The organism is Nonomuraea gerenzanensis, from assembly GCF_020215645.1.
Lineage (GTDB): Bacteria > Actinomycetota > Actinomycetes > Streptosporangiales > Streptosporangiaceae > Nonomuraea > Nonomuraea gerenzanensis.
This window is the reverse complement of record NZ_CP084058.1, coordinates 1,363,245-1,385,316: the sequence shown is the minus strand read 5'-3', so window position 1 is coordinate 1,385,316 and position 22,072 is coordinate 1,363,245. Positions and strand designations below refer to the sequence as shown.

General features: G+C 72.1%; 22 protein-coding genes. 6 read left to right on the top strand and 16 right to left on the bottom strand.

Annotated features, from left to right (window positions below):
- Positions 1-70: 70 nt before the first annotated feature.
- From LCN96_RS06975 to LCN96_RS06965, 3 genes are all read left to right on the top strand, one after another.
- Positions 71-946 (top strand): hypothetical protein, encoded by an 876-nt coding sequence (locus tag LCN96_RS06975; protein ID WP_225271752.1) that lies wholly within the window; start codon positions 71-73, stop codon positions 944-946.
- A 79-nt stretch (positions 947-1,025) separates the two neighbouring features.
- Entirely contained in the window at positions 1,026-2,600 is a 1,575-nt protein-coding gene (locus tag LCN96_RS06970) for an NADH-quinone oxidoreductase subunit NuoF family protein (RefSeq protein ID WP_225275935.1), read from the top strand.
- 78 nt (positions 2,601-2,678) lie between these two features.
- Positions 2,679-3,452, top strand: a complete 774-nt coding sequence (locus LCN96_RS06965) for an FAD-dependent oxidoreductase (protein WP_225271751.1) — start codon at positions 2,679-2,681, stop codon at positions 3,450-3,452.
- Between the two features lies 1 nt (position 3,453).
- On the opposite strand, the gene LCN96_RS06960 is transcribed toward LCN96_RS06965, so the two are convergent.
- Entirely contained in the window at positions 3,454-4,173 is a 720-nt protein-coding gene (locus LCN96_RS06960; protein ID WP_225271750.1) for a L,D-transpeptidase family protein, read from the bottom strand.
- A gap of 103 nt (positions 4,174-4,276) precedes the next feature.
- Positions 4,277-5,239: an AraC family transcriptional regulator gene (locus LCN96_RS06955; RefSeq protein ID WP_225271749.1), complete on the bottom strand. Its 963-nt coding sequence runs from the start codon at positions 5,237-5,239 to the stop codon at positions 4,277-4,279.
- Positions 5,240-5,348: 109 nt separating this feature from the next.
- Here LCN96_RS06955 and LCN96_RS06950 point away from each other — a divergent pair, with 109 nt between their 5' ends.
- The gene (locus LCN96_RS06950) at positions 5,349-7,175 is read left to right on the top strand and encodes an alcohol dehydrogenase catalytic domain-containing protein (RefSeq protein WP_225271748.1); all 1,827 of its coding nucleotides are present in this window, start codon (positions 5,349-5,351) and stop codon (positions 7,173-7,175) included.
- Here LCN96_RS06950 and LCN96_RS06945 read toward each other — a convergent pair.
- The 3 genes from LCN96_RS06945 to LCN96_RS06935 are packed head-to-tail and all read right to left on the bottom strand — an operon-like array spanning position 7,165 to position 10,956.
- Positions 7,165-9,123: an acetoacetate--CoA ligase gene (locus LCN96_RS06945; RefSeq protein WP_225271747.1), complete on the bottom strand. Its 1,959-nt coding sequence runs from the start codon at positions 9,121-9,123 to the stop codon at positions 7,165-7,167. The two genes, LCN96_RS06950 and LCN96_RS06945, sit on opposite strands and share 11 nt — an antisense overlap.
- A gap of 58 nt (positions 9,124-9,181) precedes the next feature.
- Positions 9,182-10,039 (bottom strand): serine hydrolase, encoded by an 858-nt coding sequence (locus LCN96_RS06940; protein WP_225271746.1) that lies wholly within the window; start codon positions 10,037-10,039, stop codon positions 9,182-9,184.
- The gene (locus tag LCN96_RS06935; RefSeq protein ID WP_225271745.1) at positions 10,036-10,956 is read right to left on the bottom strand and encodes a LysR family transcriptional regulator; all 921 of its coding nucleotides are present in this window, start codon (positions 10,954-10,956) and stop codon (positions 10,036-10,038) included. Before LCN96_RS06935 ends, LCN96_RS06940 begins: the two co-directional genes overlap by 4 nt.
- Positions 10,957-11,103: 147 nt before the next feature.
- Between LCN96_RS06935 and LCN96_RS06930 the strand changes: the two genes are divergently transcribed.
- Positions 11,104-12,612 (top strand): penicillin-binding transpeptidase domain-containing protein, encoded by a 1,509-nt coding sequence (locus LCN96_RS06930; RefSeq protein ID WP_225271744.1) that lies wholly within the window; start codon positions 11,104-11,106, stop codon positions 12,610-12,612.
- Between the two features lie 36 nt (positions 12,613-12,648).
- On the opposite strand, the gene LCN96_RS06925 is transcribed toward LCN96_RS06930, so the two are convergent.
- From LCN96_RS06925 to LCN96_RS06905, 5 genes are all read right to left on the bottom strand, one after another.
- Positions 12,649-13,356, bottom strand: a complete 708-nt coding sequence (locus LCN96_RS06925) for an HAD family hydrolase (RefSeq protein WP_225271743.1) — start codon at positions 13,354-13,356, stop codon at positions 12,649-12,651.
- An 82-nt stretch (positions 13,357-13,438) separates the two neighbouring features.
- The gene (locus LCN96_RS06920; protein ID WP_225271742.1) at positions 13,439-14,065 is read right to left on the bottom strand and encodes an HAD family hydrolase; all 627 of its coding nucleotides are present in this window, start codon (positions 14,063-14,065) and stop codon (positions 13,439-13,441) included.
- A gap of 82 nt (positions 14,066-14,147) precedes the next feature.
- On the bottom strand, positions 14,148-14,591 hold the full coding sequence (locus LCN96_RS06915; protein WP_225271741.1) for a DUF2690 domain-containing protein: 444 nt from the start codon (positions 14,589-14,591) through the stop codon (positions 14,148-14,150).
- A gap of 104 nt (positions 14,592-14,695) precedes the next feature.
- Positions 14,696-15,205, bottom strand: coding sequence for a DUF6912 family protein (locus LCN96_RS06910; RefSeq protein WP_225271740.1), 510 nt, complete (start codon positions 15,203-15,205; stop codon positions 14,696-14,698).
- Between the two features lie 93 nt (positions 15,206-15,298).
- Positions 15,299-15,943, bottom strand: coding sequence for an HAD family hydrolase (locus tag LCN96_RS06905; protein ID WP_225271739.1), 645 nt, complete (start codon positions 15,941-15,943; stop codon positions 15,299-15,301).
- A 142-nt stretch (positions 15,944-16,085) separates the two neighbouring features.
- Here LCN96_RS06905 and atpB point away from each other — a divergent pair, with 142 nt between their 5' ends.
- Complete coding sequence (gene atpB, locus LCN96_RS06900; protein WP_225271738.1) at positions 16,086-16,880, top strand: F0F1 ATP synthase subunit A; 795 nt, start codon at positions 16,086-16,088, stop codon at positions 16,878-16,880.
- Positions 16,881-16,887: 7 nt separating this feature from the next.
- Here the strand turns inward: atpB and nagZ are convergent, their stop codons facing one another.
- From nagZ to LCN96_RS06870, 6 genes are all read right to left on the bottom strand, one after another.
- Entirely contained in the window at positions 16,888-18,168 is a 1,281-nt protein-coding gene (gene nagZ / locus LCN96_RS06895) for a beta-N-acetylhexosaminidase (protein ID WP_225271737.1), read from the bottom strand.
- A gap of 51 nt (positions 18,169-18,219) precedes the next feature.
- Positions 18,220-19,881, bottom strand: a complete 1,662-nt coding sequence (ptsP, locus tag LCN96_RS06890; RefSeq protein WP_225271736.1) for a phosphoenolpyruvate--protein phosphotransferase — start codon at positions 19,879-19,881, stop codon at positions 18,220-18,222.
- A complete protein-coding gene (locus LCN96_RS06885) occupies positions 19,878-20,138 on the bottom strand; it encodes an HPr family phosphocarrier protein (RefSeq protein ID WP_225271735.1) in 261 nt (86 codons plus the stop codon). The genes ptsP and LCN96_RS06885 overlap by 4 nt, the downstream gene beginning before the upstream one ends.
- 117 nt (positions 20,139-20,255) lie before the next feature.
- Positions 20,256-20,702 (bottom strand): PTS sugar transporter subunit IIA, encoded by a 447-nt coding sequence (locus tag LCN96_RS06880; protein ID WP_225271734.1) that lies wholly within the window; start codon positions 20,700-20,702, stop codon positions 20,256-20,258.
- A 10-nt stretch (positions 20,703-20,712) separates the two neighbouring features.
- Positions 20,713-20,949: a glucose PTS transporter subunit EIIB gene (locus LCN96_RS06875; RefSeq protein WP_225271733.1), complete on the bottom strand. Its 237-nt coding sequence runs from the start codon at positions 20,947-20,949 to the stop codon at positions 20,713-20,715.
- A gap of 38 nt (positions 20,950-20,987) precedes the next feature.
- Positions 20,988-22,022, bottom strand: a complete 1,035-nt coding sequence (locus LCN96_RS06870; protein WP_225271732.1) for an SIS domain-containing protein — start codon at positions 22,020-22,022, stop codon at positions 20,988-20,990.
- Positions 22,023-22,072 lie beyond the last annotated feature (50 nt).

Below are 22,072 nucleotides of genomic sequence, written 5' to 3'. Positions count from 1 at the left end.
CTGAAAGTCGCCCCTCACGGGCAACGCAGCTCTCCGAGTCGCACCCTCACCCGACCTTGGAGGGAAATAGATGCTCCACAGACGACACCCCAGGCACGCCCCCACCTTGCTGGACACCAGGAACGTCCGGCTGGGGGCGAGCGCCTCCATCGCGGCCCTCGTACTGACAGTGTTCGCGCTGACCAGGACGGAACGCGGGATCGCGCTGCTCGGCCGAGGGGTCGGCTTCCTCGAGTTCTACGCGGGCGTGTTCGCCCTGGTGCTGCTGACCGCGACTGTCGCGCTCGGCCTGCTCACCACCGAACGCGTCTTCCTGTCACCGGCCAACCGGGTCAGGGCCCAGCTCGCCCACCGGGCCACCGCGCTCATCGGGCTGGCGTACCTGGTCACCCACATCTCACTCATGATCAGCCTCGGGCACGTGCCGCCGGGGGCGGCGGTCGTGCCGGTCGCCGGAATCTACGTGGGGCTCGGCACCCTGGCCTTCGACCTGATGGTCGTGGCCGTGGTGACGGGAATGCTCAGGGGGCGGTTCGCGACGCGGACCAGGCCGTGGATGTGGCGGATTCTGCACTCCGCCGCGTACCTGGCCTGGCCCGTCGGGATCATGCACGGACTGACGGCCGGCCGCCCGCCGGCCGGCTGGGTGGCCTGGTCGTACGTGGCCAGCATGGCGGCGGTCGGCGGCGCGCTGATCGTCCGCGTGCTGGCGACGGTACGCAGGCCGCCGGTCGTACCCGAGAAGGTCGCCACACCCGCCGCCACCGCACCGGCCGCCATGGGCGTACCGGCGGAGCGGCCCCAGAAGGCGCCGCAGCAGGCGCCCCAGCAGGCCCCTCAGCAGGCCCCGCGGAAGGTCGCGGCCGGCGCCGCCGCCGGCGCGTCGGCCGTGCCGAGACCCGTGAGCCTCGCCGAGGCCCGTCGCCGATACCGGGAGGCAGGATGAGCCCGCTGGTGATCCGACCGGTTCCCACGTCCCGCGAGGAGCGACTGTGATCCCGGCCAGAGTGCCACGGGTGTTACGCATGGGTCCGGCCCGGCTGACCGCCGGGCTGGACCACTGCCGTCGCCTGGACCTGCCCGCCCACCGCACGCTGCACGGCGTCATGGAGCCCAGGGAGCTGGGCGACCTCATCGCCAGTGCCAACGAGGTGGACATGCGCGGCCGGGGCGGCGCGGCCTTCCCGTTCGCCCGCAAGCTCAGGGCCGTGGCCGACGCGGCCCGCTCGGGCGGCGAGTGCGTCGTGCTGGTCAACGGCGCCGAGGGCGAGCCGGCCAGCTCCAAGGACGCCATGCTGCTCACCCGCAACCCGCACCTCGTGCTGGACGGCGCGGTGCTGGCGGCGGAGGCGCTGGGCGCCCGCGAGGTGGTCGTCGCCACGGCAGGCGGCGAGGTCGCCGAGGCGTCCGTGGCCGCCGCCGTGAACGAGCGCCGCGCCGCCAACGTGTCCGGCGGAGCCGAGAGCCGGGTCCCGATCAGGGTGGTCGGGATCAAGGAGCGGTTCATCTCCGGCGAGGGCGGCGCGCTCGTCAAGGCCGTGAACGGGGAGGAGGGCATCCCACCGGGCAGGAAGAAGCGGGCCGCGACGAGCGGCGTGGACGGGCTGCCGACGCTCCTGTCCAACACCGAGACGTTCGCCCAGTTCGCCCTGCTCGGCGAGTACGGCCCGGAGAAGTACGCCGAGGTGGGCACCGCCAAGGAGCCGGGCACGATCCTGCTCACCGTCAGCGGCGGCGCGGCCCACGGCGCGGTCATCGAGGCGCCGACCGGGACGTACCTGTCGGACGTGCTCGGACTGTGCGAGGCGGAGATCGGCGACGGCGTGCTCATCGGCGGCTACCACGGCGCGTGGCTGTCGGCGGACGTCGTCGAGACGGCCGTGCTCTCGCGCGAGGGCATGAAGCAGGCCGGCGCCACGCTCGGAGCCGGGATCATCGTCCCGCTCGGCGAGTCCACCTGCGCCCTGGGCGAGGCCGCCAGGGTCGCCGCCTACCTCGCGGCCGAGTCCGCGGGACAGTGCGGCCCGTGCCGGCTCGGCCTGCCCGACATCGCCAAGGCCATGTACGCGCTCGTCGAGGGCACCGGCTCGGTCGACGCGGTACGGCGGTGCGTGCGCGGGGTCGAGCGGCGCGGGGCGTGCTTCCACCCGGACGGCACGGCCAAGTTCGTGCTGTCGGCGCTGGACGCGTTCGAGGTCGAGATCGCCACGCACCTGGAGCAGGGCTCGTGCGGCCGTCCCGTGCGCGGGGTGCTGCCGATGCCGGAGCGCGAGGCCGAGGCCCAGTACCGGCTGGAGGTCGACTGGTCCCGCTGCCAGGGGCACGGGCTGTGCGCGCACCTGCTGCCGGAGTTCGTGGACCTGGACGACTACGGGTTCCCGTCGTTCCGCCAGATCCCCGGGTTCATGGCCAAGGAGGCGCGGCGGGCGGTCGACATGTGCCCCGCGCTGGCGCTGCGGCTGGCCCAGACGAACGGCGGGGACCACGGCGGCGCGCCCAAGCCCGCCGGCAAGCCGCTGCGGCTGGTCAAGGACGGAGTGATGAAGAAGGCAGGTGAGAGCGTGCCGCGGCTCGGCCGTGTCGGCATCGCGCGCGCATGATCGTCAGGGGGAAGTGACGAACCCGGCGGATCACCCGCGCGTCTCACGAGAGGTCACCACGAGCTCCAGGGAGACGCCATGGACCGCCGGGCCTTTCTGCACGCCACCACGCTCGCGCCGCTGGGCCTGTCCGCGTTTCCCGCCGGGGACGCGGCGCCGCCACCCGAGTGGACGGGCTTGCGGCGGCGGCTGGCGGGCACGCTCGTGCTGCCCGGCGACGCCGGGTACGCCGCCGCCCGCCGCCTGCGCAACCCGGTCCACGACGGGATCAGGCCGCAGGCGGTCGCCTACTGCGCGAGCGCGGCGGACGTCTCGGCGTGCCTGGCGTTCGCGCGGGCGCACGCGGTGCCGCTCACCAGCCGCTCCGGCGGCCACTCCTACGCGGGCTGGTCCACCGGCACCGGGCTGGTGATCGACGTGTCCAGGATGAGCTCGGTCGCCCACGCGGGCGGCCGGGCCACGATCGGCGTGTCGCACCTCGCCTACCGGCGGTTGCCGGCGGACGGGGTGCGGGCGCTGGTGAGCGGCGTGGCGCGGAGCGGGCGGCACTCGGTGCTGCTGGACGCCATGGGCGGCGCCATCGGCCGGGTCAGCCCGTCGGCCACCGCGTTCCCGCACCGGGCGGCGCTATTCAGCGTGCAGTATTACGCGGAAGGATCGGATCGGAGGTGGGTGCGGAAATTGCACGGCGACATGTCCGGATATTTCGGGGACCATGCCTATGTGAATTATATTGACGCCGATCTGGCGAATTGGCGGAGTGCGTACTACGGGACGAACGCCGCGCGGCTCGCGGAGGTGAAGGCCACCTACGACCCCGACCACCTCTTCCGGCTGCCGCAGGGCGTGTGAGTCACATGATCGAGCCGCGCACGTAGACGGGCTCGCCGAGCTTCACCATCTCGAACAGCCGCTTGGACGTCGTCAGCGGCACGCGTACGCAGCCGTGGGAGGCCGGGCGCAGCGGCACCTTCGTCGAGCCGTGCATGGCGATGCCGCCCACGAAGTACAGCGAGTTGAACATGGAGCCGAGCCGCCCCGTCGTCCAGCCCGGCGCCCGCCGCGCGACCCGGAAGTCGCCGACCGGCGTGACGGCGTTGCCGCACCGGCCGTCCTCGCAGTAACGCACCTCGGCCCCGGACGAGATGTGCGAGATCAGCGCCGGTTTGCGGTCGCGGTAGACGATCAGGAGCTGGTCGCGCAGGTTGATCTCCACCCGGTTCGCGCCGCCGTTCGGCACGAGCGGGCGGCGGCGCGACGGCCGCTCCAGCGCCGTCCACACCCGCGACCCGACCTCGCCCTGCGGCATCAACCTGCGGTGCTTCTGCAGCGCCCACACCGCCATCTTGGTCTGGTCGTCATAGACGCCGTTGATCTTGCCGAAGTAGTAGCGGCCCCGGTGCAGCCGCTCCTGCAGCGCCTTGACGGCCTCACCCCGGTCGCCGGGCTTCAGCACGAGCCCTTCCGCCTGCCCGGCCTGGTCCGTGTGGTCGGCCGCGGCGGGGGCCGGGAACGCGCAGAAAGTGGCGGCCGCGATACCAAGGACGGCTATTCTTTGAAGCTTTATCCTCATAAATCAACGCCTACCCGCACGCCTGAGAATTCATGGCTTTTGTCAAGCAAAGCCCCGGCTAATAACCGGATCCCGCCAATATCGGGTATTTCGTATTTAGGCGTCACGTCCGCGCCGGGAGGCGGGCCTCCGGCGAGGCGGGGCAGGCGGTGCGGCGGTACTTGCCCGGGGCCAGGCCGTACTCCCGCTTGAAGGCGTTGGCGAAGGCGAACTCCGAGGCGTAACCCACCCTGGCGGCGATCTCGCTCAGCGGCGCGTCCGTCTCGCGCAGCAACCGCCCGGCACTGGACAGCCGCCACCAGGTCAGGTACGCCAGCGGCGGCTGCCCCACCAGCGCGGCGAACCGGCGCGCGAACGCCGCCCGCGACAGCCCGGCCCGCGCCCCCAGCTCGGCCACGGTCCACGGGCGGGCCTGGTCGCGGTGCATGGCGTCGAGCGCCGCGCTGACGGCCGGATCGGCCAGCGCCGCCGCCCAGCCGGTGACCTCGCACTGCCCGTGCTCAGCCGTGAACCAGGCCCGCAGGATGTACAACAACAGCATGTCGAGCAGGGACGACACCACGGTGTCCGCCCCCAGCCCCGGCCGGTGGATCTCGGCGCCCAGCAGCTCGACGGCGGCACGCACCCCGGAGTGCGACCCCGGCCCGGCCGGCAGGTGGATCAGCTCGGGCAGGTCGCGCAGGAGCGGATGCGCGCGGCTCGGATCGAGCCGGTACCCGCCGCACAACAGCACCGTGGTGGCGTCCCCGCTCCCGATCGAGGCCGAGGCGAACAGGCCGTCCTCGTCGGTGTAGGGGTCGCAGCCGGGCTCGGCCACCGGCGTGGACGGGCTGTCGGCCATGGCGTAGCCGTGCCCGTGCGGGAAGAACACCACGTCCCCCGCGGACAACGCGACCGGCGGCCCGTCGGACGGCAGCAACCAGGCCGACCCCCGCAGGATCATCTGGAACCCTGCCGACCCGGGCGCCGACGGGAATCGCTGCCCCCAGGGCGCCCGCCACTCGACCCGGGCCGAACGGGGCCGGCCCGTCCGCATGACGGCGATCACGTCGCTGAGCACGTCCATATCGCAGACTCTAGCCACGAAGACGCTGACGTATGAAGGGAAGACCTGAACGCATTGGCCATCTCTCCGCCGCTCCCTACGGTGTTCCTGCGACGAGAGGAGAGCGGACGTGGAACAGGTTCTGGTGACCGGGGCGACCGGCACGGTGGGGCGGCACGCGGTGGCGCTGCTGCGGGAGGCCGGTGCCGAGGTGCTGACGTTGAGCGGGCGCGACGGCGACCTGCGCGACCCGGCGACGTTCCCGCCGCTGGGCGGGGTGACGTCGGTGCTGCTGGTGTGGCCGTTCGCCACCGCCGAAGGTGCGCCGGAGGTGTTGCGGGCGCTGGCGGGGCGGCGGGTGGTCTACCTGTCGTCCGCCGCGCGGCGTGCGGGCGAGCGCGAGGTCGAGCGGCTGATCGAAGAGGTGGCCGGGGAGGCGGCGGGGAAGGCGGCCCGGGACCCGGCCCGGGAGGCGGCCCTGGACGCGGCAGGCGACGCGACCGGGGAGTGGACGTTCCTCCGCCCGCACGCGTTCGCGGCCAACGCGCTGCGGTGGGCGCGGCAGGTGCGGGCGGGCGTGGTGCGCGGCGCGTACGGGGCGGCGGGCATGCCGGTGGTGCACGAGCGGGACGTGGCGGCCGTCGCCGTCCGGGCGCTGCTGGAGGCGGGACACCACGGCAAGACCTACACCCTGACGGGCCCGGAGACCCTCTCCCAGGCGGACCAGGTGCGGATCATCTCCGAGGTCACCGGGATCCCGGCGCGGTGGGAGGAGCTCGCGCCCGAGCAGGCCCACCGCGCGATGGTCGCCCAGGGCTGGCCGCCCGTCGTGGCGGACGAGGTGCTGCGGGCGCAGGCGGCACTGGTGCCCGCGCCGGTGCCGGTCTCACCGGCGGTCGAGGAGGTCACGGAGGCCGCGCCGCGCTCGTTCCGGGAGTGGGCGGAGGAGCACGCCGACGCGTTCCGGGAGTGGGCGGAGGAGCACGCCGACGCGTTCCGCACCGCCCCACGACCGGCCCGGCCCAGCGGCGACGCACGCCGGGCGCACGTGGGAAGCGACACGCACCCGGCGAACGGCGCTCGCCCTGCCCCCGGAGCGGCACCCCTGATGCGAGCCGCGCGCATCCACAGCTTCGGCGACGCCTCGGTGATCCGCCTCGACGACCTCCCCATCCCCCGCCCCGGCCCGGGAGAGGTCCTCATCGAAGTGGCCGCCACCTCGTTCAACCCCTCCGAGATCGGCCTGCGCGCCGGCCTGCTACCAGAGGTGTTCCAGGCACCCCTGCCGCACACCCTCGGCTGGGACGTCTCCGGCACGATCCTCGAAACCGGCGCACACGTCACCACCTTCACCCCGGGCGACCGCGTGTTCGGCATGGTGAGCGGCGCGGCGGCCGAGTACGTCATCGCCCCCGCCGACGCCCTCGCCAAGGCTCCGAAGACCATCCCCCTGGCCGACGCGGCCGCCGTCCCCGTGGCTGGGCTCACCGCCTGGCAGGCGATCCACGAGCACGCCCGCCTCACCCCCGGCCAGCGGGTGCTGGTCAACGGCGCGGGCGGCGGCGTCGGCCTGTTCGCCGTGCAACTCGCCAAGCTGGCGGGCGCCCGCGTGCTCGCGACCGCGAGCCCGCGCAGCGCCGCCGCGGTCGCGCGGCTCGGCGCGGACGAGGTGATCGACTACACCACGGCCCCCCTGCCCACCGACGTGGACGTGCTCCTGAACCTGATCCCCGACGCACCCCAGCCGGCCCGCACGACCGTCTCGATCGCCGGCGGCGCCGGCCACTTCGTGATGCGCTACGACCCGGCCCACCTGACCACGCTCGCCACCCTCATCGACGACGGCGCGCTCAAGGTCGAGATCGCGGAGTCCCACCCCCTGCCCGACCTGGCCGAGCTCCACCGCAGAGCGGAAGCAGGCGACCTGCGTGGCAAGGTCACCGTCCTCATGGCGTGAAGTGCCGCAACACCTCCGGGTTGGCCATGGCGTCGGGATTGGCCGCGTCCTCCACGGGCGTGCCGAGCAGGATCTTGCGTACCGGAACCTCGAGCTTCTTCCCGGACAGCGTCCGGGGGATGCCCGGCACGACGCGGATCTCGTTCGGCACGTGCCGCGGCGACAGCTCCGCGCGCAGCGCGTCGCAGAGCTCCCGTTCCAGGGCGGCGCCCAGCGTGGCGCCCTCGGCGAGCGTCACGTACAGCAGCAGCCGCCCCTCCTGCCCGAGCTGCCCCGTGTCGATCACGAGGCTGTCGGCGATCTCCTCGAACCGCTCGACGACCCGGTAGAACTCGCTGGTGCCCATCCGCACGCCGCCGCGGTTGAGCGTGGAGTCGGAGCGGCCGTAGATGACGCAGCTCCCGTCCTCGTTGATCTTGATCCAGTCGCCGTGCCGCCACACCCCGGGGTAGACGTCGAAGTAGCTCTCGGTGTACCGCTCGCCGCCGGGGTCGTTCCAGAACATGACCGGCATGGACGGCATCGGCCTGGTCAGCACCAGCTCCCCCACCTCGCCCACGACCGGCTTGCCCGCGGGATCGTACGACTCCACCTTGGCCCCCAGCGACCGGCACGGGATGATCCCCGCCCTGATCGGGTGCAGCATGGTGGCCCCCACGAACCCGGTGCACACGTCGGTCCCCCCGGAGAACGACCCGATCGGGACCCCGGGCAGCTCGGCGGCCACCCAGGCGAAGCCCTCCGGCGGCAGCGGCGAGCCGGTGGAGCCGACGCCGCGCAGCCGCTCCAGGCCCTCGGGGTGGATGCCGGCCTTCAGCGAGGCCATGATGTAGGGCGCCCCGACCCCGAAGTACGTCACGCCCTCCGAGGCGGCGATCCGCCACAGCGCGGCCGGCGAGGGATGGGTGGCCGAGCCGTCGTACAGCACGGGCGTGGCCCCCACCAGCAGGGCGCCGATGAGGTAGTTCCACATCATCCAGCCCGTCGTGGTGTACCAGAAGAACACCTCGCCCTCGCCCAGGTCCTGGTGGAAGGCGAGCGACTTGAGGTGTTCGAGGACCACGCCGCCGTGGCCGTGCACGATCGGCTTGGGCAGCCCGGTCGTACCGCTGGAGTAGAGGATCCACAGCGGGTGGCCGAACGGCACCCGCTCGAACTCCAGCGGCCCCTCCTCGGCCCGCAGCCCCTCCCAGCCGATCACCTCGCCGTGCGGCACCTGGCCGCCGTGCCCTGGCGCGGGCTCGGCCTGCTGCGGCGCGCGGCCCTCCGCTGCCGCCGCCAGGTACGGGATCCACACGGTCGCCCGCAGGGAGGGCAGCGCGGCGGCGATCTCGTTCACCGCTGCCGAGCGGTCGTAGCTCCTGCCGTTGTAGTGGTAGCCGTCGACGGCGATGAGCACCTTGGGCTCGATCTGCTTGAACCGGTCGACGATGCTCGGCACCCCGAAGTCGGGCGAGCCGGCCGACCAGACGGCGCCCAGCGAGGCGGTGGCCAGGAAGGCGATCAGGGCCTGCGGGATGTTGGGCAGGTAACCGGCCACCCGGTCACCGCGCCCCACGCCCAGCCGCACCAGCCCGGCGCGCACTCTGGCGACCTCCGCGCGCAGCTCGGCCCAGGTCAGCTCCTGCCGGCCGCCCTCCTCGGAGACGAAGACGAGCGCGGTGCCCTCGGTCCGCCGCAGCGCGTTCTCGGCGTAGTTGAGCGAGCTGCCGGCGAACCACACGGCGCCGGGCATCTCCCCCGACAGCACGTCCCCGTCACTGCGATCGCCGATCACCTCGAAGTAGTCCCAGATCGACGTCCAGAACTCGGCGGGCCGATCGACCGACCAGCGCCACGCGTCCTCGTAGTCGACGGGCCGGCCCAGCCATCGCAGGTAGTGGGTCAGCCTGGCGGACTCGACGATCTCTTCGCTCGGCTCCCAGAGAAGCTCGCCCTCAGCAACCATATGCCTCATCCTGTCGCCCGTCCGGGGGAATGTCATACCCGGTCTCCCCCATAACTTGCTACCTCCGTAGGTGGTCCACCGCCATACGGGCGGCCGTGCCGATCACCGCGTCGGCGCGCGGCTGGTTGAGCGCGGTGCTGAAGGAACGGGTGAAGACCGACACCGCGTACCGGCCGCCGTCGGGGTACTCGACGACGCCCGTCTCGCAGCGCAGCGTCGGCATCGTGCCCGTCTTGCCGCTGACGGCCACGTCGTCGTACGGGAAGCCGGAGGCCATGCGGTGCGGCCACACCTGCATGTTGAGCACGCCGCGCATCCACGCGCACGACGCGGGGGAGGCCGCCTCGTCGCGCCAGATCATCCCGAACAGCCGCGCCATCTCCCGCGCGGTGCTGCGGTTGGTGCGCGCCGGGTCCAGCACGCTGAGCCGGGCGATGTCGTCGGGATCCACGAAAGGCCACGCGTGGCCGGTGTCCACGTCCATACTGCCGAGCATCTCCCCCGAGCCCTGCACCACCCTGGTCCGCGCCAGCCCGAACCCCTCCAGCATGGCGCCGATCACGTCCAGCCCGACCCTGCCCAGCAGCTTGTCGGCCGCGGTGTTGTCGCTCAGCGCGATCATCAGGTACGCCAGGTCGCGCAGGGAGATCGTCACGTCGTCGAGCATGGAGGAGATCCCGGTCGGCCCGGACACCCGGTCGGCCGCCGTCACGGTGACCCGCTCGGTCAGGTCGAGCAGCCCGGCGTCGGCCTGCCGGCACAGCGCCACCAGCAAGGGCACCTTGAACATCGAGGCGGTGGGCATCGGCTCGTCGGCGCCGTGCCCGAGGTCGTGCCCGGTGTCGATGTCGGCCGCGTACAGCCAGCCGGTGACCCCGGCGGCCCGGAACAGCTGCTCGAAGGCCGGCGTGCTCATGCCAGCATCCCCGGCCTGCGGCTGACCCGCCGCACGGGTGCGGCGCCTTCGTCGGTCATCCCGGCGCTCTCCTTCAACGTACGTACGGCCGCGGCGGAAAAGCCGGCGGACGCAGGCGTCAGCGCGCGCCAGGCGGTGGAGACCCGGCTCGTGATCGGCGAGCCTAGCAGCGGCCGCCAGCACAGCCCCGGCAGCTCCACCCTCGGCCCGAACGCCACCGCCGCGCCCGCCAGCACCAGCCCGAGCCCGGCGCCGTCGTGCACCTGCGCGGGCACGAAGCCCTGGCGGCGGCACTCCGCCAGCACCTCGGCGCGCCAGCCCGGCTCGCCCTCCTTGGGCGGCATCAGCAGCTCGCGGCCCGCCAGGTCGGCCAGGTGCACCTCGCCGACGTTCGCCAGCGGGTCCCCCTCGGCCACCAGCACGCCCTGCGCCTGCACCAGCACCTGGCCGAACGTCAGGCCGGGCGCGGTCACGGGATGGCGGACCAGGCCGACGTCGATCGTGCCCTCGGCCAGCGCCGCCACCTGGTCGGCCGTCCAGATCTCGGCGGGCGCCAGGCGTACCTCGGGGCTGCTCTCGCGGAAGGCCGCGACCAGGGCGGCCAGCACCGTCGCGGCCAGGTCGGGCGGCACCCCCACCTTCAGCACCGTGCCCCGGCCGCCCTGCCTGGCCAGCTCGTGCAGCCGCTCCACGCGGCCGACGATCTCGCGGGCCTCGCCCAGCAGCAGCCGGCCCGGCTCGGTCAGCCTGACCTGGCGGGCCGAGCGGTCGAACAGCCGCACGCCCAGCTCCTCCTCCAGCCGCTTGATGCGCTGGCTGAGTGGCGGCTGGGCCATGCCGAGCCGGATCGCCGCGTTGCCGAAGTGCAGTTCCTCCGCCACCACGATGAAGTAGCGGAGATGCCGGACCAGGTCCATGACCAGCCACTATATCCAGATTTATATCTGGAATCCGGTCATATCAATATTGGACACCAGTGTGGCGGCTCTGGTGTTCTCTCCGTCATGGCACCACAAACGGGGAGAATCTATGGCAAACGGCGCCGAAGGCGGTGGCCGTGGCTCGTGGCGGCGCTCCTGGTCCCGGCCCTCGTGGCGGGCGGCGTCGTCTGGGCGCTGCGGGTCGAGGGCTCGCCGGAGGAGACGGCCGGGCGGTACCTGGCCGCCTGGTCCGCGCAGGACTACGCGGCGATGCGGGCGCTGGTCGCCGACCCGCCCGCCGACTTCGAGCGCCAGCACCGGCGCTTCCTCACCGACCTCAAGGCCACCCGCGCCACCTTCCGCCCGGGCGAGGTGTCGGACGACGACACCGTGGCGTTCAAGGCGGGCCTGTCCGGCGCGCGTGCCTGGGCCTATGACGGCAGGCTCCGGCTCGTCGAGCACGACCGTACCTGGAAGGTGGCCTGGACCCCCGCCACCCTCCACCCTCTGCTGAAGAAGGGCATGTCACTCAAGCTGGTCGCCCAGCGGGGCGACCCCGTGCGCGTCCTGGCCGCCGACGGCACCGACCTCAACAACGCGAGCGCGCCCGGCTCGGTGCAGCAGCTCGTCGAGGGCATGAAGCAGACCTTCCCCGACCGGTTCGCGGCGCTGTCCCGCACGAGGATCGACCTCTACCAGGGCGACGAACGCGTCAAGACCGTCGCCGCGCAGCAGGCCGGGCAGGAGCCGATCCAGACCACCATCGACCTGAAGGTGCACCGGGCGGGGGCCGAGGCACTGGAGGGCGAGGACAAGCCGGCCTCCCTGGTCGCGCTGCGGGCCTCCACGGGGGAGATCCTGGCCGTGGTCAACGCGCCGGGCGGGTTCAACCGGGCGCTGCTCGGCAAGTATCCGCCGGGCTCCACGTTCAAGGTCGTGACGGCCTCCGCGCTGGTCGCCGACGGGGTCGAGCCCGGTCAGCAGGTCACCTGCCCGGCCGAGAAGAACATCGGCGGCTTCCCGTTCCACAACGCGGGCTTCAAGGACTTCGGCACGCTCTCCTTCCGGGAAGCGTTCGCGCACTCCTGCAACACCACGTTCGGCGAGATGAGCGTGGCCGAGCTGAACGGCGGCCGGCTGGGCCAGGTCGCCAGGAGCTTCGGCTTCGGCACCGCCATCACGCCGGGGGTGCCGGCCGTGCGCGCCGAGTTCCCCGACCCCAAGGACGACACGGACCTCGCCTCCGCCTCGATCGGGCAGGGCCGGGTGCTGGCCAGCCCGCTCAACATGGCCTCGGTCGCCGCCGCCATCGCCTCGGGCTCCTACGTCCCGCCCCGGCTGGTCACCGGCGAGCCCATCCCGGACGGTCGGACTGCCTCGACACGGCCCCTGGAAGGCGGCGTGGTCAAGGCCCTGCGCCGGCTCATGCCCGCCGTCGTCACCGACGGCACCGCCCACGGGGTCAGCTTTCCCGCCGGAACGGCGGGCAAGACGGGGACGGCGGAGTACGGCTCGGGCAAGGAGCCGCCCGCGCACTCGTGGTTCATCGGGTATCGGGGGGACCTGGCGTTCGCGGTGATCGTCGAGGGCGGCGGCGCGGGCTCCGCCGTCGCGGCCCCGATCGCGGCCCGCTTCCTGCGCGCCCTCCCCTGAGGCGGGCGGCGGCCGGCCGTACGCCGGCCGCCGCCGTCAACCGGCCGCGCGGTCCAGCGGCGCGGTCAGGGCCGCGACAGCCGCCACCACCTCGGAGGCGTTGGACAGATCAGGCAGCACGATGTCAGCCCCCGCCTCCCGCAGCTCGGACGCCATCGACCGCCCGGAAGCCACCCCGATCATCCCAGCCCCACCGATCTTGGCAGCCTGCACATCCCGGGTGGAGTCGCCGATGACCACGGTGTTGGCGGCCGTGAACGCCACCCCCAGCCGCTGCTTGGCCCGCGACTGCGCCACCTGCAGCAGCGTCGCCTTGGGATACACCTCCTCGCCATACCCCCCGAGCTCGAAGTCGACGTACTTCTCCAGCCCGAAAGCCTTCAGCTTGTGCACGGCGTTCGCCCTGATCGTCCCGGTGAGCACCGTCTGCACCACGCCGTCGAGCCGCGAGACGGCCTTGAGCGCCGCCTTGGCCCCGGGCATCATCCGCCCGTCGGCCGCCAGCCGCCCGCGCCGGTCGGCGAAGGCCGTGGCGAGGGCCGACAGGAAGCGGGGCAGGTGGTCGTCCTCGGCCACGATGCCGTTGACGGCGAGCGTCTCGAAGACGATCTCGGAGTCCGGACGGCCCGCTGGGGGCACGAGCTTGACCAGCGGTCGCCCGGTCACGAAGCGGAACGCCTCGGCGTAGGCGTCCCTGGTCACGATGGTGACGTCGACGAGCGTCAGATCGACGTTCCACAGCACAAGGCGGTTGATGGCAGCCTCCTGAGGGGTTCCCTGCAAGGGTACGGCCGTCGGGGCTCCAGCCTGAGCGATTGCGGCATGCTCAGGCGTAGTCGAGCGCGTCGGAGAGCCGGTCGACCACCGGCAGCCCCGTCTCCTCCAGCTCGGCCCTGGTGGTCATGCCGCCGGTGTAGAGCACCGCCCTGGCCCCCACGTGCTTGGCGGCCAGGCCGTCGTCCACGCTGTCACCGATCACCAGGATCTCGCCGGGATCGACGTCGAGGGCCGCGATGTGCGCGGTCATGTGGGCGGCCTTCTCGCCGCCGGTGGCGCCGGTGAGGCCGTCGATCCTGGTGAAGTGCCCCGTGATGCCGAACGACTCGACCTTGGGCACCAGGTGCTCGTGCGGGGCCATCGAGCACAGCGACTGCGTGCCCGGCCAGGTCGAGAGGATGACCTCGGCGCCCGCGGCCAGCCGGCACACGTCGCACAGCCGGAAGTAGTGCTCGTGGAACCCGTCGTCGAGCTGCTGCCACTCGCCCTCGGCCAGCGGGCGGCCGAGCAGGCGCTCGTAGGCCACCCAGATGGGGCGGGTGAAGACGGCGCGGAAACCGTCCAGGGTCAGCTCGGGCAGCTCGTACGGCCTGAAGATCTCGTTCGTTGCTGCGACCACGGCGTCGGAGTCGTGGAACAGCGTGCCGTTCCAATCCCAGATGATGTGCTTTGTCATGTCATACCAAGCCTAATTGGCCGGTGTGACATTCGCATGAACCGGGGGCTGCGACAGTGCGGCCGCAGCCCCTCACCCGGCGTTACCGGCAGGCCTTGCCCGTGGTGCCCGAGCCGTTCTGGCCGCCCCTGCCGCCGTTCCACTGGACGAACACGCTGCCCCAGGCGCACATGTCCTTGGCCCAGAGCATGTCACCCCAGTGGCGGCCGCCGTTGCCGGCCTTGAACCTGAACGACCCGGACCGGCCGTCCGCGGTGTAGACCTTGATGGTGCCGCTCGCGGAGCTGGCGGTCCTGACCTCGATCCAGTTGGTCTGGCACTTGCCGGACCACATGAGCCTGATCGTGCCGACCTGGCCGTTGGCCCGGCTGTTGATCTTCGCGCTCTTCACGACCCTGGCCGAGTTGCCGCAGCCCGACCGGTAGGGGTCCTGGTGGTCGTACGGCTTGAGCGCGGCCTGGGCCTGCGCCGGCGTACCCGCCAGGAGGGTCACCGCACCTACAGCGATCGCTGCGACTCGACGCATCACGTGGAACCGACTCCTTCAGTCAGACGAATCGTGCTGGGTGGCGACCCTAGCGAGATTCGGCCGTGCATGAGCGAGAACCACGCCTGTCCGTAACTCCACCGTTATGGGCGCAGCAGATCCGGGATCTCCTGGGTCGCGTACCACATGAGCTCGTGCGCCTCGGCGCCGTCCACGGTGAACCGCGCGTCGTCGTCGCCCTCGTCGGCGGCGGGCAGCGCGGCGACGGCGGCCTCGACGTCGGAGACGGCGTACTCGTCGTCGATGTGCACCGCGGCCACCTTGGCCAGCGGGATCGGCTCCGCGAGGCGTACCCTGGCGCGTTCCTCCAGGTCGACGCCGACCGTGGCGGAGCGCTCCGGCACCTCGGCGGCCACCACGACGCGGCGGGGCGCGGCCTCGACGCCGTCGGCGCGGTCGGCGGCCAGCATGCGCAGCGAGGCGCGGGCCGCCTCGGTGAGCGCGACGTACTCCAGCTCCTCGGTGTCGCCCGAGGCGTACCACTCGATCAGCGCGGGCGTCACCGCGTAACCGGTCAGCGGGGCGGGGCCCAGCTCACCGGCCTCGACCGCCGCGGCCAGGGCCGGAAGAGTGCACGGCAGATAGACGCGCATGACGAACCTTTCCAAGACCTCTGCTGTGGGAGACCTGTCTCACCAGGCTCCGCCACCCTACTCATGGTGCCTGGTCACGACCGCATCGACAGGCTACTTGCGCAACGTGAGCCGCAGCACGGTCTCCAGCTCCGCGATGGTGGTCGCGGCGTCGCGGTGGTGGATCCCGGCGATGCCGAGGGCGCGGGCCGCGACGATGTTGGCCTCGATGTCGTCGATGAACACGCACTGCTCGCCGGTGAGCCCGATCCGGCCGAGCGCGTGCTCGAAGATGCGCGGCTCGGGCTTGCGCATGCCGACCTCGCCGGAGATCACGACCGCGTCGAAGACCTCGTCCCAGTCGTCGCGGGGGTAGGTGTTGGACCAGGAGTTGGACAGCAGGCAGGTCCTGACGCCGTTGCCGCGCACGTCCCGCAGCATGTCGTACATGGCCTCGACGCGCTCGAAGCCGGCGAACATGCGGTCCAGCAGCCCGTCGGGCACCGGCGGCACGCCGTCCACGGTCAGCAGCCGGGCGGCGAGGTCGCGCTCGAAGGCCGCGCCGTCGATCTCGCCCCGTTCGAGCGCGTGCACGAGGCTCTCCCCGTCGCCGCCCCGGTAGGCGTGGTCGATCATCTCGCGCATCACCGTGTAGTAGCGGTCGGCGTCGATCCTGTCGGCCGCGATCCACCGGGCGATGGAGTCGGAGAGGCTGGTCGTCAGCACGCCGCCCCAGTCGATGAGCACACCCGTCACCATCGTTCCAGGGTAGAGCGTCACGGATATTACTTTTACCGGGATCCGCCCACTTTTATACGGATATAAACCTGTAAAAGGGATGGGCGAAATGTCCAGTTAAGGTGTCCTTCCAGCGTAGAGTCGCTACCCAGAAGGGACCGCCGTGCGGACGACGATCCTGATCATCTCCCCTGAAGAATGGACCGCCCCGGGCTCCGAACTCTTCGAGTTCGCCCCCATCATCCCCGGTGGACCCGAATGGTTCACCAAACCGGTCCTCCTCGCCCTCCTCAGCTCGGCCGTGGTCATCGCCTTGTGCTGGGCCGCGTTCGCCAAGCCCAAGATCGTGCCCCGGGGCTGGCAGAACCTCGGCGAGTACGTCTACGACTTCGTGCGCGACCAGATCGCCAGGCCCAACCTCGGCAAGGACTCCGACCGGTGGATGGGCCTGCTCCTGACGATCTTCCTGACGGTGCTCGTCTGGAACCTGATGGGCGTCGTCCCGTTCATCCAGTTCCCCGTCGCCTCGCACATCGCCTTCCCTGTGGTGCTGGCGGTCACCGTGTACGCGATCAAGGTCTACCTCGGCGTCCGGCACCACGGCGTGCGCGGCTACCTGCGCGGCGTGGTGTACCTGGAGGGCCTGCCCGGCTGGGCGTACGGCATCTACGCCCCGCTCATCCTCGCCGAGGTCTTCCTGACCTCGCTGTTCACCCACTTCATCCGGCTGTTCGCGAACATGTTCGCCGGCCACATCCTCGTGGCCTTCTTCAGCTCGGTGGGCTTCTGGTTCCTGCTGGAGCACCTCACGCCGCTGGGCGCGACCCTGGGCGTGCTGGGCGTGGCGATGACCATCCTGATCACCGCCTTCGAGATGTTCATCATGTTCCTTCAGGCGTTCCTGTTCGCCATGCTCGCCGCGATGTACCTCGCCAGCGGCCTGCACGGCTCGCACTGACCCCCTGCTAGGCGCGGGCGGCCAGCTTGCGGTGCTCCGGCGAGCGCAGCACCTCGGCCGCCCGCTCCGCCGAGGCCACGGGCGCCTCGGTGAGCAGCCCTCTGTTCTGCTTGAGCGTCAGCAGCCTGGTCACCGACTGGTCGAGGCGCTCCTTGGAGATCCGGCCCGACTTCACCGCCGCCAGCACCGCGCCGTACGCCCTGGGCAGGTCGTTCGGCATGAGCAGCAGGTCGGCCCCGGCCAGCACGGCCCGCACCGCGATCTCCCCGTCGTTGTACTTCATGCGCACGCCCGCCATGTTCAGCGCGTCGGTCGAGACGACCCCCTTGAACCCGAGCTTCTCCCTGAGCAGGCCGGTCAGGATCGGCTTGGACAGCGTGGCCGGGTCGCCCGACGGGTCGAGCTTGGGGAAGACGATGTGGGCGCTCATCACGGCGTCCACCCCGGCCTCGATCGCGGCCTTGAACGGCGGCGCGTCGAGGCGCTCCCACTGCGCTTTCGTGTGCTTGATCACCGGCAGCCCGGTGTGGCTGTCGACGGACGTGTCACCGTGTCCGGGGAAGTGCTTGGCGGTGGCGGCGATCTTCGCGTCACCGAACCCCTTGACCGCCGCGGCCACCATCCTGGCCACCTTCTGCGGGTCGTCGCCGAAGGCGCGGCGGCCGATGACGGGATTGCGCGGGTTGACGTTCACGTCGGCGACCGGCGCGAAGTCGAGGTTCACGCCCAGCGAGCGCAGCTCCGTGCCCGTCGCCTCGGCCACCTCCCGCGACAGGCCGGTGTCCCGGGTCGCCCCGATCTCCGCCGCTCCGGGGAAGTCGGTCATCAGCGCGGACATCCTGGAGACCAGGCCGTTCTCCTGGTCGGTGCCGATGAGCAGCGGGACCCGCTTCGAGGCCCGCTGCATGCCGTTGGTCAGGCCGACGACCTGGCCGGCGCTCCTGACGTTCTGCGGGAACAGGATCACGCCGCCCAGGTGGTACTTCGCGATCACCTTGGCCGGGGTCTGGGCGGCGTACCTGGCCTGGTTCTCGCCGGAGACCGTGTCGGCGGCGGTGCCGTACAGGACGGGCATGAAGAGCTGGCCGACCTTCTCCTCGACGCTCATCCTCGCCAGCACCCGCTGCACGGGGCTCTGCGCCGGGGTGGGGCTCGCGGCGGGAGTGGTGCTCTGGGCCGGCGGGGCCGCCTTGCCTCCGGTCGGCCCCACCTCCGCCGCGCCGCCGCCACCGCCGCACGCGGTGAGCGCGATCACCAGGAGCCCTGTCGTACCGATCCGTCGAAGCATGACTCCAAAGGTATCCAGCCGGGGACCCCGCCGGGGCGCCCGCCCGCCGGGCTACAACCCCAGCCGGTCGAGTCCTGGCAGGTGAGCGCGGGCCTCCTCCCGCGCGCCGGCCGCCGAAGATCGGGTCCGTGCCGCGTCGGCCGCCGCCTCGCACTGCTCCAGCGTGTGCGCGGCCAGTCCCGCGCGTACGGCGGCCAGCGCCGAAGGCGCCATCGACAACGACGAGACCCGGAGCCCGGCCAGCACGCAGGCCAGGGCGGGATCGGCGGCGGCCTCACCGCAGACTCCGCACGGCTTGCCTGCCCGGGCCGCCGCGAGGGCGGTGCCGGCCACCAGGTCGAGCAGGGCGGGCTGCCACGGGTCGTGCATCCCGCTCACGGCGCCGAGCTGGCGGTCGGCGGCGAAGGTGTACTGGCTCAGGTCGTTGGTGCCGATCGAGACGAAGTCGACGGCGGCCAGCAGGTCGGCGGCCCGCAGCGCGGCGGACGGGATCTCGATCATCACGCCGACGTCGGTCAGCCCTTTGTCACGGCACTCCCCGGCGAACCAGGCGGCCTCCTCGGCGGTGGCCACCATCGGCGCCATCACCGCGGGCCCACCGGCCGCCGCCAGCGCTTCGAGCTGCGCGTCCATCACCTCGGGGAAGCGCGCGAACCTGCGCAGGCCGCGCTCCCCCAGCGCCGGGTTCGGCTCGGCGGCCGCGGGCAGGAACGCCAGCGGCTTGTCGGCGCCGCTGTCGAGCGTGCGCACCACCACCTTGCCGCCGGGGAACGCCGCCACCGCCGCCCGGTAGGCCCGCTCCTGCTCCTCGGCGGAGGGCGGCTCGGGCCGGTCGAGGAAGAGGAACTCCGTCCGGTACAGGCCGATGCCCTCGGCCCCGGCGGCCACGGCGGCGTCGAGCTCGGCCGGGCCGCCCACGTTGGCCAGCAGCGGCACCGGGTGCCCGTCGGCCGTCACGCCGGGCCCGGTCCACGTCGCGAGCGCGGCCCGCCTGGCCGTGGCGGCGCCGACCGCGTCGGCCACGTCGGAGTCGGCGGGCTCCACGCGTACGTCACCTGAGGTGCCGTCCACCATCACCTGCACACCCGGCGCGATGGTCGTGGCACCGGGGCAGGCTACTACGGCGGGCACGCCCATCGACCTGGCCATGATCGCGGTGTGGCTGGTGGGGCCGCCCTCCTCGGTCACGAACGCGACCACGTCGTCCCTGGACAGCAGCGCGGTGTCGGCGGGGGCCAGATCCTTGGCGACCAGCACGTACGGCTCCTCCGGCGCCACCGGCAGCCCCGGCATGGCCTGCCCGTTGAGCAGCGCGATCACCCGGTCCCTGATGTCGATCACGTCGGCGGCCCGCTCGCCCAGGTATCCGCCGGATCCCCTGAGCACGTTCCGGTACTTCGTGAAGGCCTCGAAGACCGCCCTGGGGGCGGCCAGACCGCGGTCGATCAGTGATCTCACCTTCACGACCAGCCCGGGGTCCTCGGCCATCAGCGCCTGGGCCTTGAGAATCTCCTCGGCCTCGCCGCCCGCCTGGTTGCCGCGGGCCTCCAGCTCGCCCGCGACCTGCGTGAGCGCGGCCATCGCGCGCTCCTTCTCCTGCTCCGCCTCACCGGTGTAGGTGGCGCCCTCGGGGGGTTCGGGCACAGAGACGGTCAGCACGTACGAGGGGCCGTGCCCGATGCCCGGGCTGACCCCCACCCCCCGGAGGTTCATGGCGTACTGGCTATCTTCGCCAGCTCGTCGAGCACCTCGTCGGCGCCCTCGCCCTCCGCACTGATCACGACGGACTCGCCCTGACGGACGTCGAGCGCCATGATCGCGAGAATGCTCTTGCCGTTGACCGGCCCACCGCCGTGGGACTTCGTCACCGTGATGTCCATCGGGGCCAGCTTGGCCCGCTGGACGAACGTCGCCGCGGGACGGGCGTGCAGCCCTACCTCCGCCGCCACGGTGACCTTGCGCTCACCCATGTTGCTGCTCCTCCTTCTCATGCCGGTCCAGACCGGCCGGACCTTCGTCCGCTATCGCGGTAAACACGGACAACCCGTTCATTGTGCCGGGTGGACCCGATCTCGGGCGAACGGCCGCTATCCCCACACGAAGAGCTCGTCCCCAACGTGCACCGCCCCCTCCGCTACCCCCGTGAGCTCCTCGGAAAGCGCGTCCAGCGCGACGACGGGACAGACCGGCGAGCGACCGCCCGCCTCGATGGCCGACGGGTCCCAGGCCACCACGGGCTGCCCCGCGCTCACCCTGTCACCCTCGGCCGCCAGGAGCTGGAACCCCGCCCCCTTGAGCTGGACCGTGTCGATCCCCAGGTGCACCAGCACGCCCTTGCCGTCGTCCCCCACGATGACGTACGCGTGCGGGTGCAGTTTCATGATTTTTCCCGCTATGGGGGCCACGGCCTTGCCTGGCCCCCGCAGCGGATCGATCGCCGTTCCCGGCCCGACCATGCCCGCGGAGAACACCGGATCGGGCACGGCCGCCAATCCCACAGCCGTCCCCTCCATCGGAGCGAGAACAGTCGTCATGGTCTCGCCCTCAGCCGATGACATCCTCGATGTCGCTGGCGATCGTGTCCGCCTCCGGCCCGACGACGACCTGCACCACGTTGCCCGCGGCCATCACGCCGTGGGCGCCCGCCGCCTTGAGCGCCGACTGGTCCACCTTCGAGGCGTCGCGCACCTCCGTACGCAGGCGGGTGATGCAGGGCTCTATCTCGATGATGTTGTCGGCGCCGCCCAGCGCGGCGATGATCGCGTTCACGTCCGCCGCCATCCGGCCCTCCCTAGGGTTAGCACTCTGACCAGGCTAGATCAGTCGGTCTGGGTGACCTTGTTCAGGCCCCGCGGCGCGTCGGGGTCGATACCGAGCCGGCGGGCCAGCGCCTCGGTGAGCAGCTGGCCGGGGATGATCAGGCCCATCGGGGCCAGCCACTCGGGCAGGTCGGGGCCGTTCAGCGCGGCCGTGCCCGCCTGCGCGAGCGCGCCGCCCCCGCCGATCGTGTACGCCGCCGCGCCCGCGGCCACCACCCGCTCGGCCAGCGCCACGGTGCCCTGCAGGGTCGGGCTGTGCTCGGCGGCCACCAGCAGCGCCGGCGTGTCGGCGTCCACCACGGCGATGGGGCCGTGCAGCAGGTCGGCGTAGGACAGGCCCATGGCGTGCAGGTAGCAGGCCTCCTTGAGCTTCAGCGCGGTCTCCAGCGCCGTCGAGAACGCCAGCCCGCGCCCCGACACCACCACCCCGGGCTTGTCGGCCAGCCCCTCGACCACGGCCTCGATGTCGCCCGGCTCGGTGATCAGCTTCTCCACGGCCTCGGGCACCCGCCGCAGCTCGGCCACGTCCACGTCCGCGCCCAGCCCGATGGCGAGCACGGCCAGCGCCGCGAGCTGCGTGGTGTACGTCTTCGTCGCGGGGACGGCCTTCTCCTCGCCCGCCACCGTGCACAGGGCCACGTCGGCCGCCTGCGCCAGCGGGCTGTCCGGGCCGCCGTTGGTGACGCCGACGGTCCGCGCGCCGCAGTCCTTGGCCCAGGTCAGGGTCTCGACGATCTCCTCGGTCCTGCCGGACTGCGAGATGGCCACGGCCAGCACCCCGTCGAGGTCCAGCTTGCGCTTGTACGTCGTCGCGATCGAGGGGGCGGCCAGCGCCGACAGGCGTCCGGCGTGTGATTCGACCAGGTAGCGCCCGTACACTGCTGCGTTGTCGGAGGTGCCGCGCGCGATGAACAGCAGCTGGCGAGTCTGCTCGCCGATGGCCTTGATCTCGTCGATCTTGGGGAGCAGTGCGTCCAGCGTGGCCCGCAGCGCGGTCGGCTGCTCGGCGATCTCGCTGCGCATCTTGGTGGTCATCTTCGGCCCATCCCTCGGGTCATTGCGGTTCAGACTTGACCGTCTTTCGC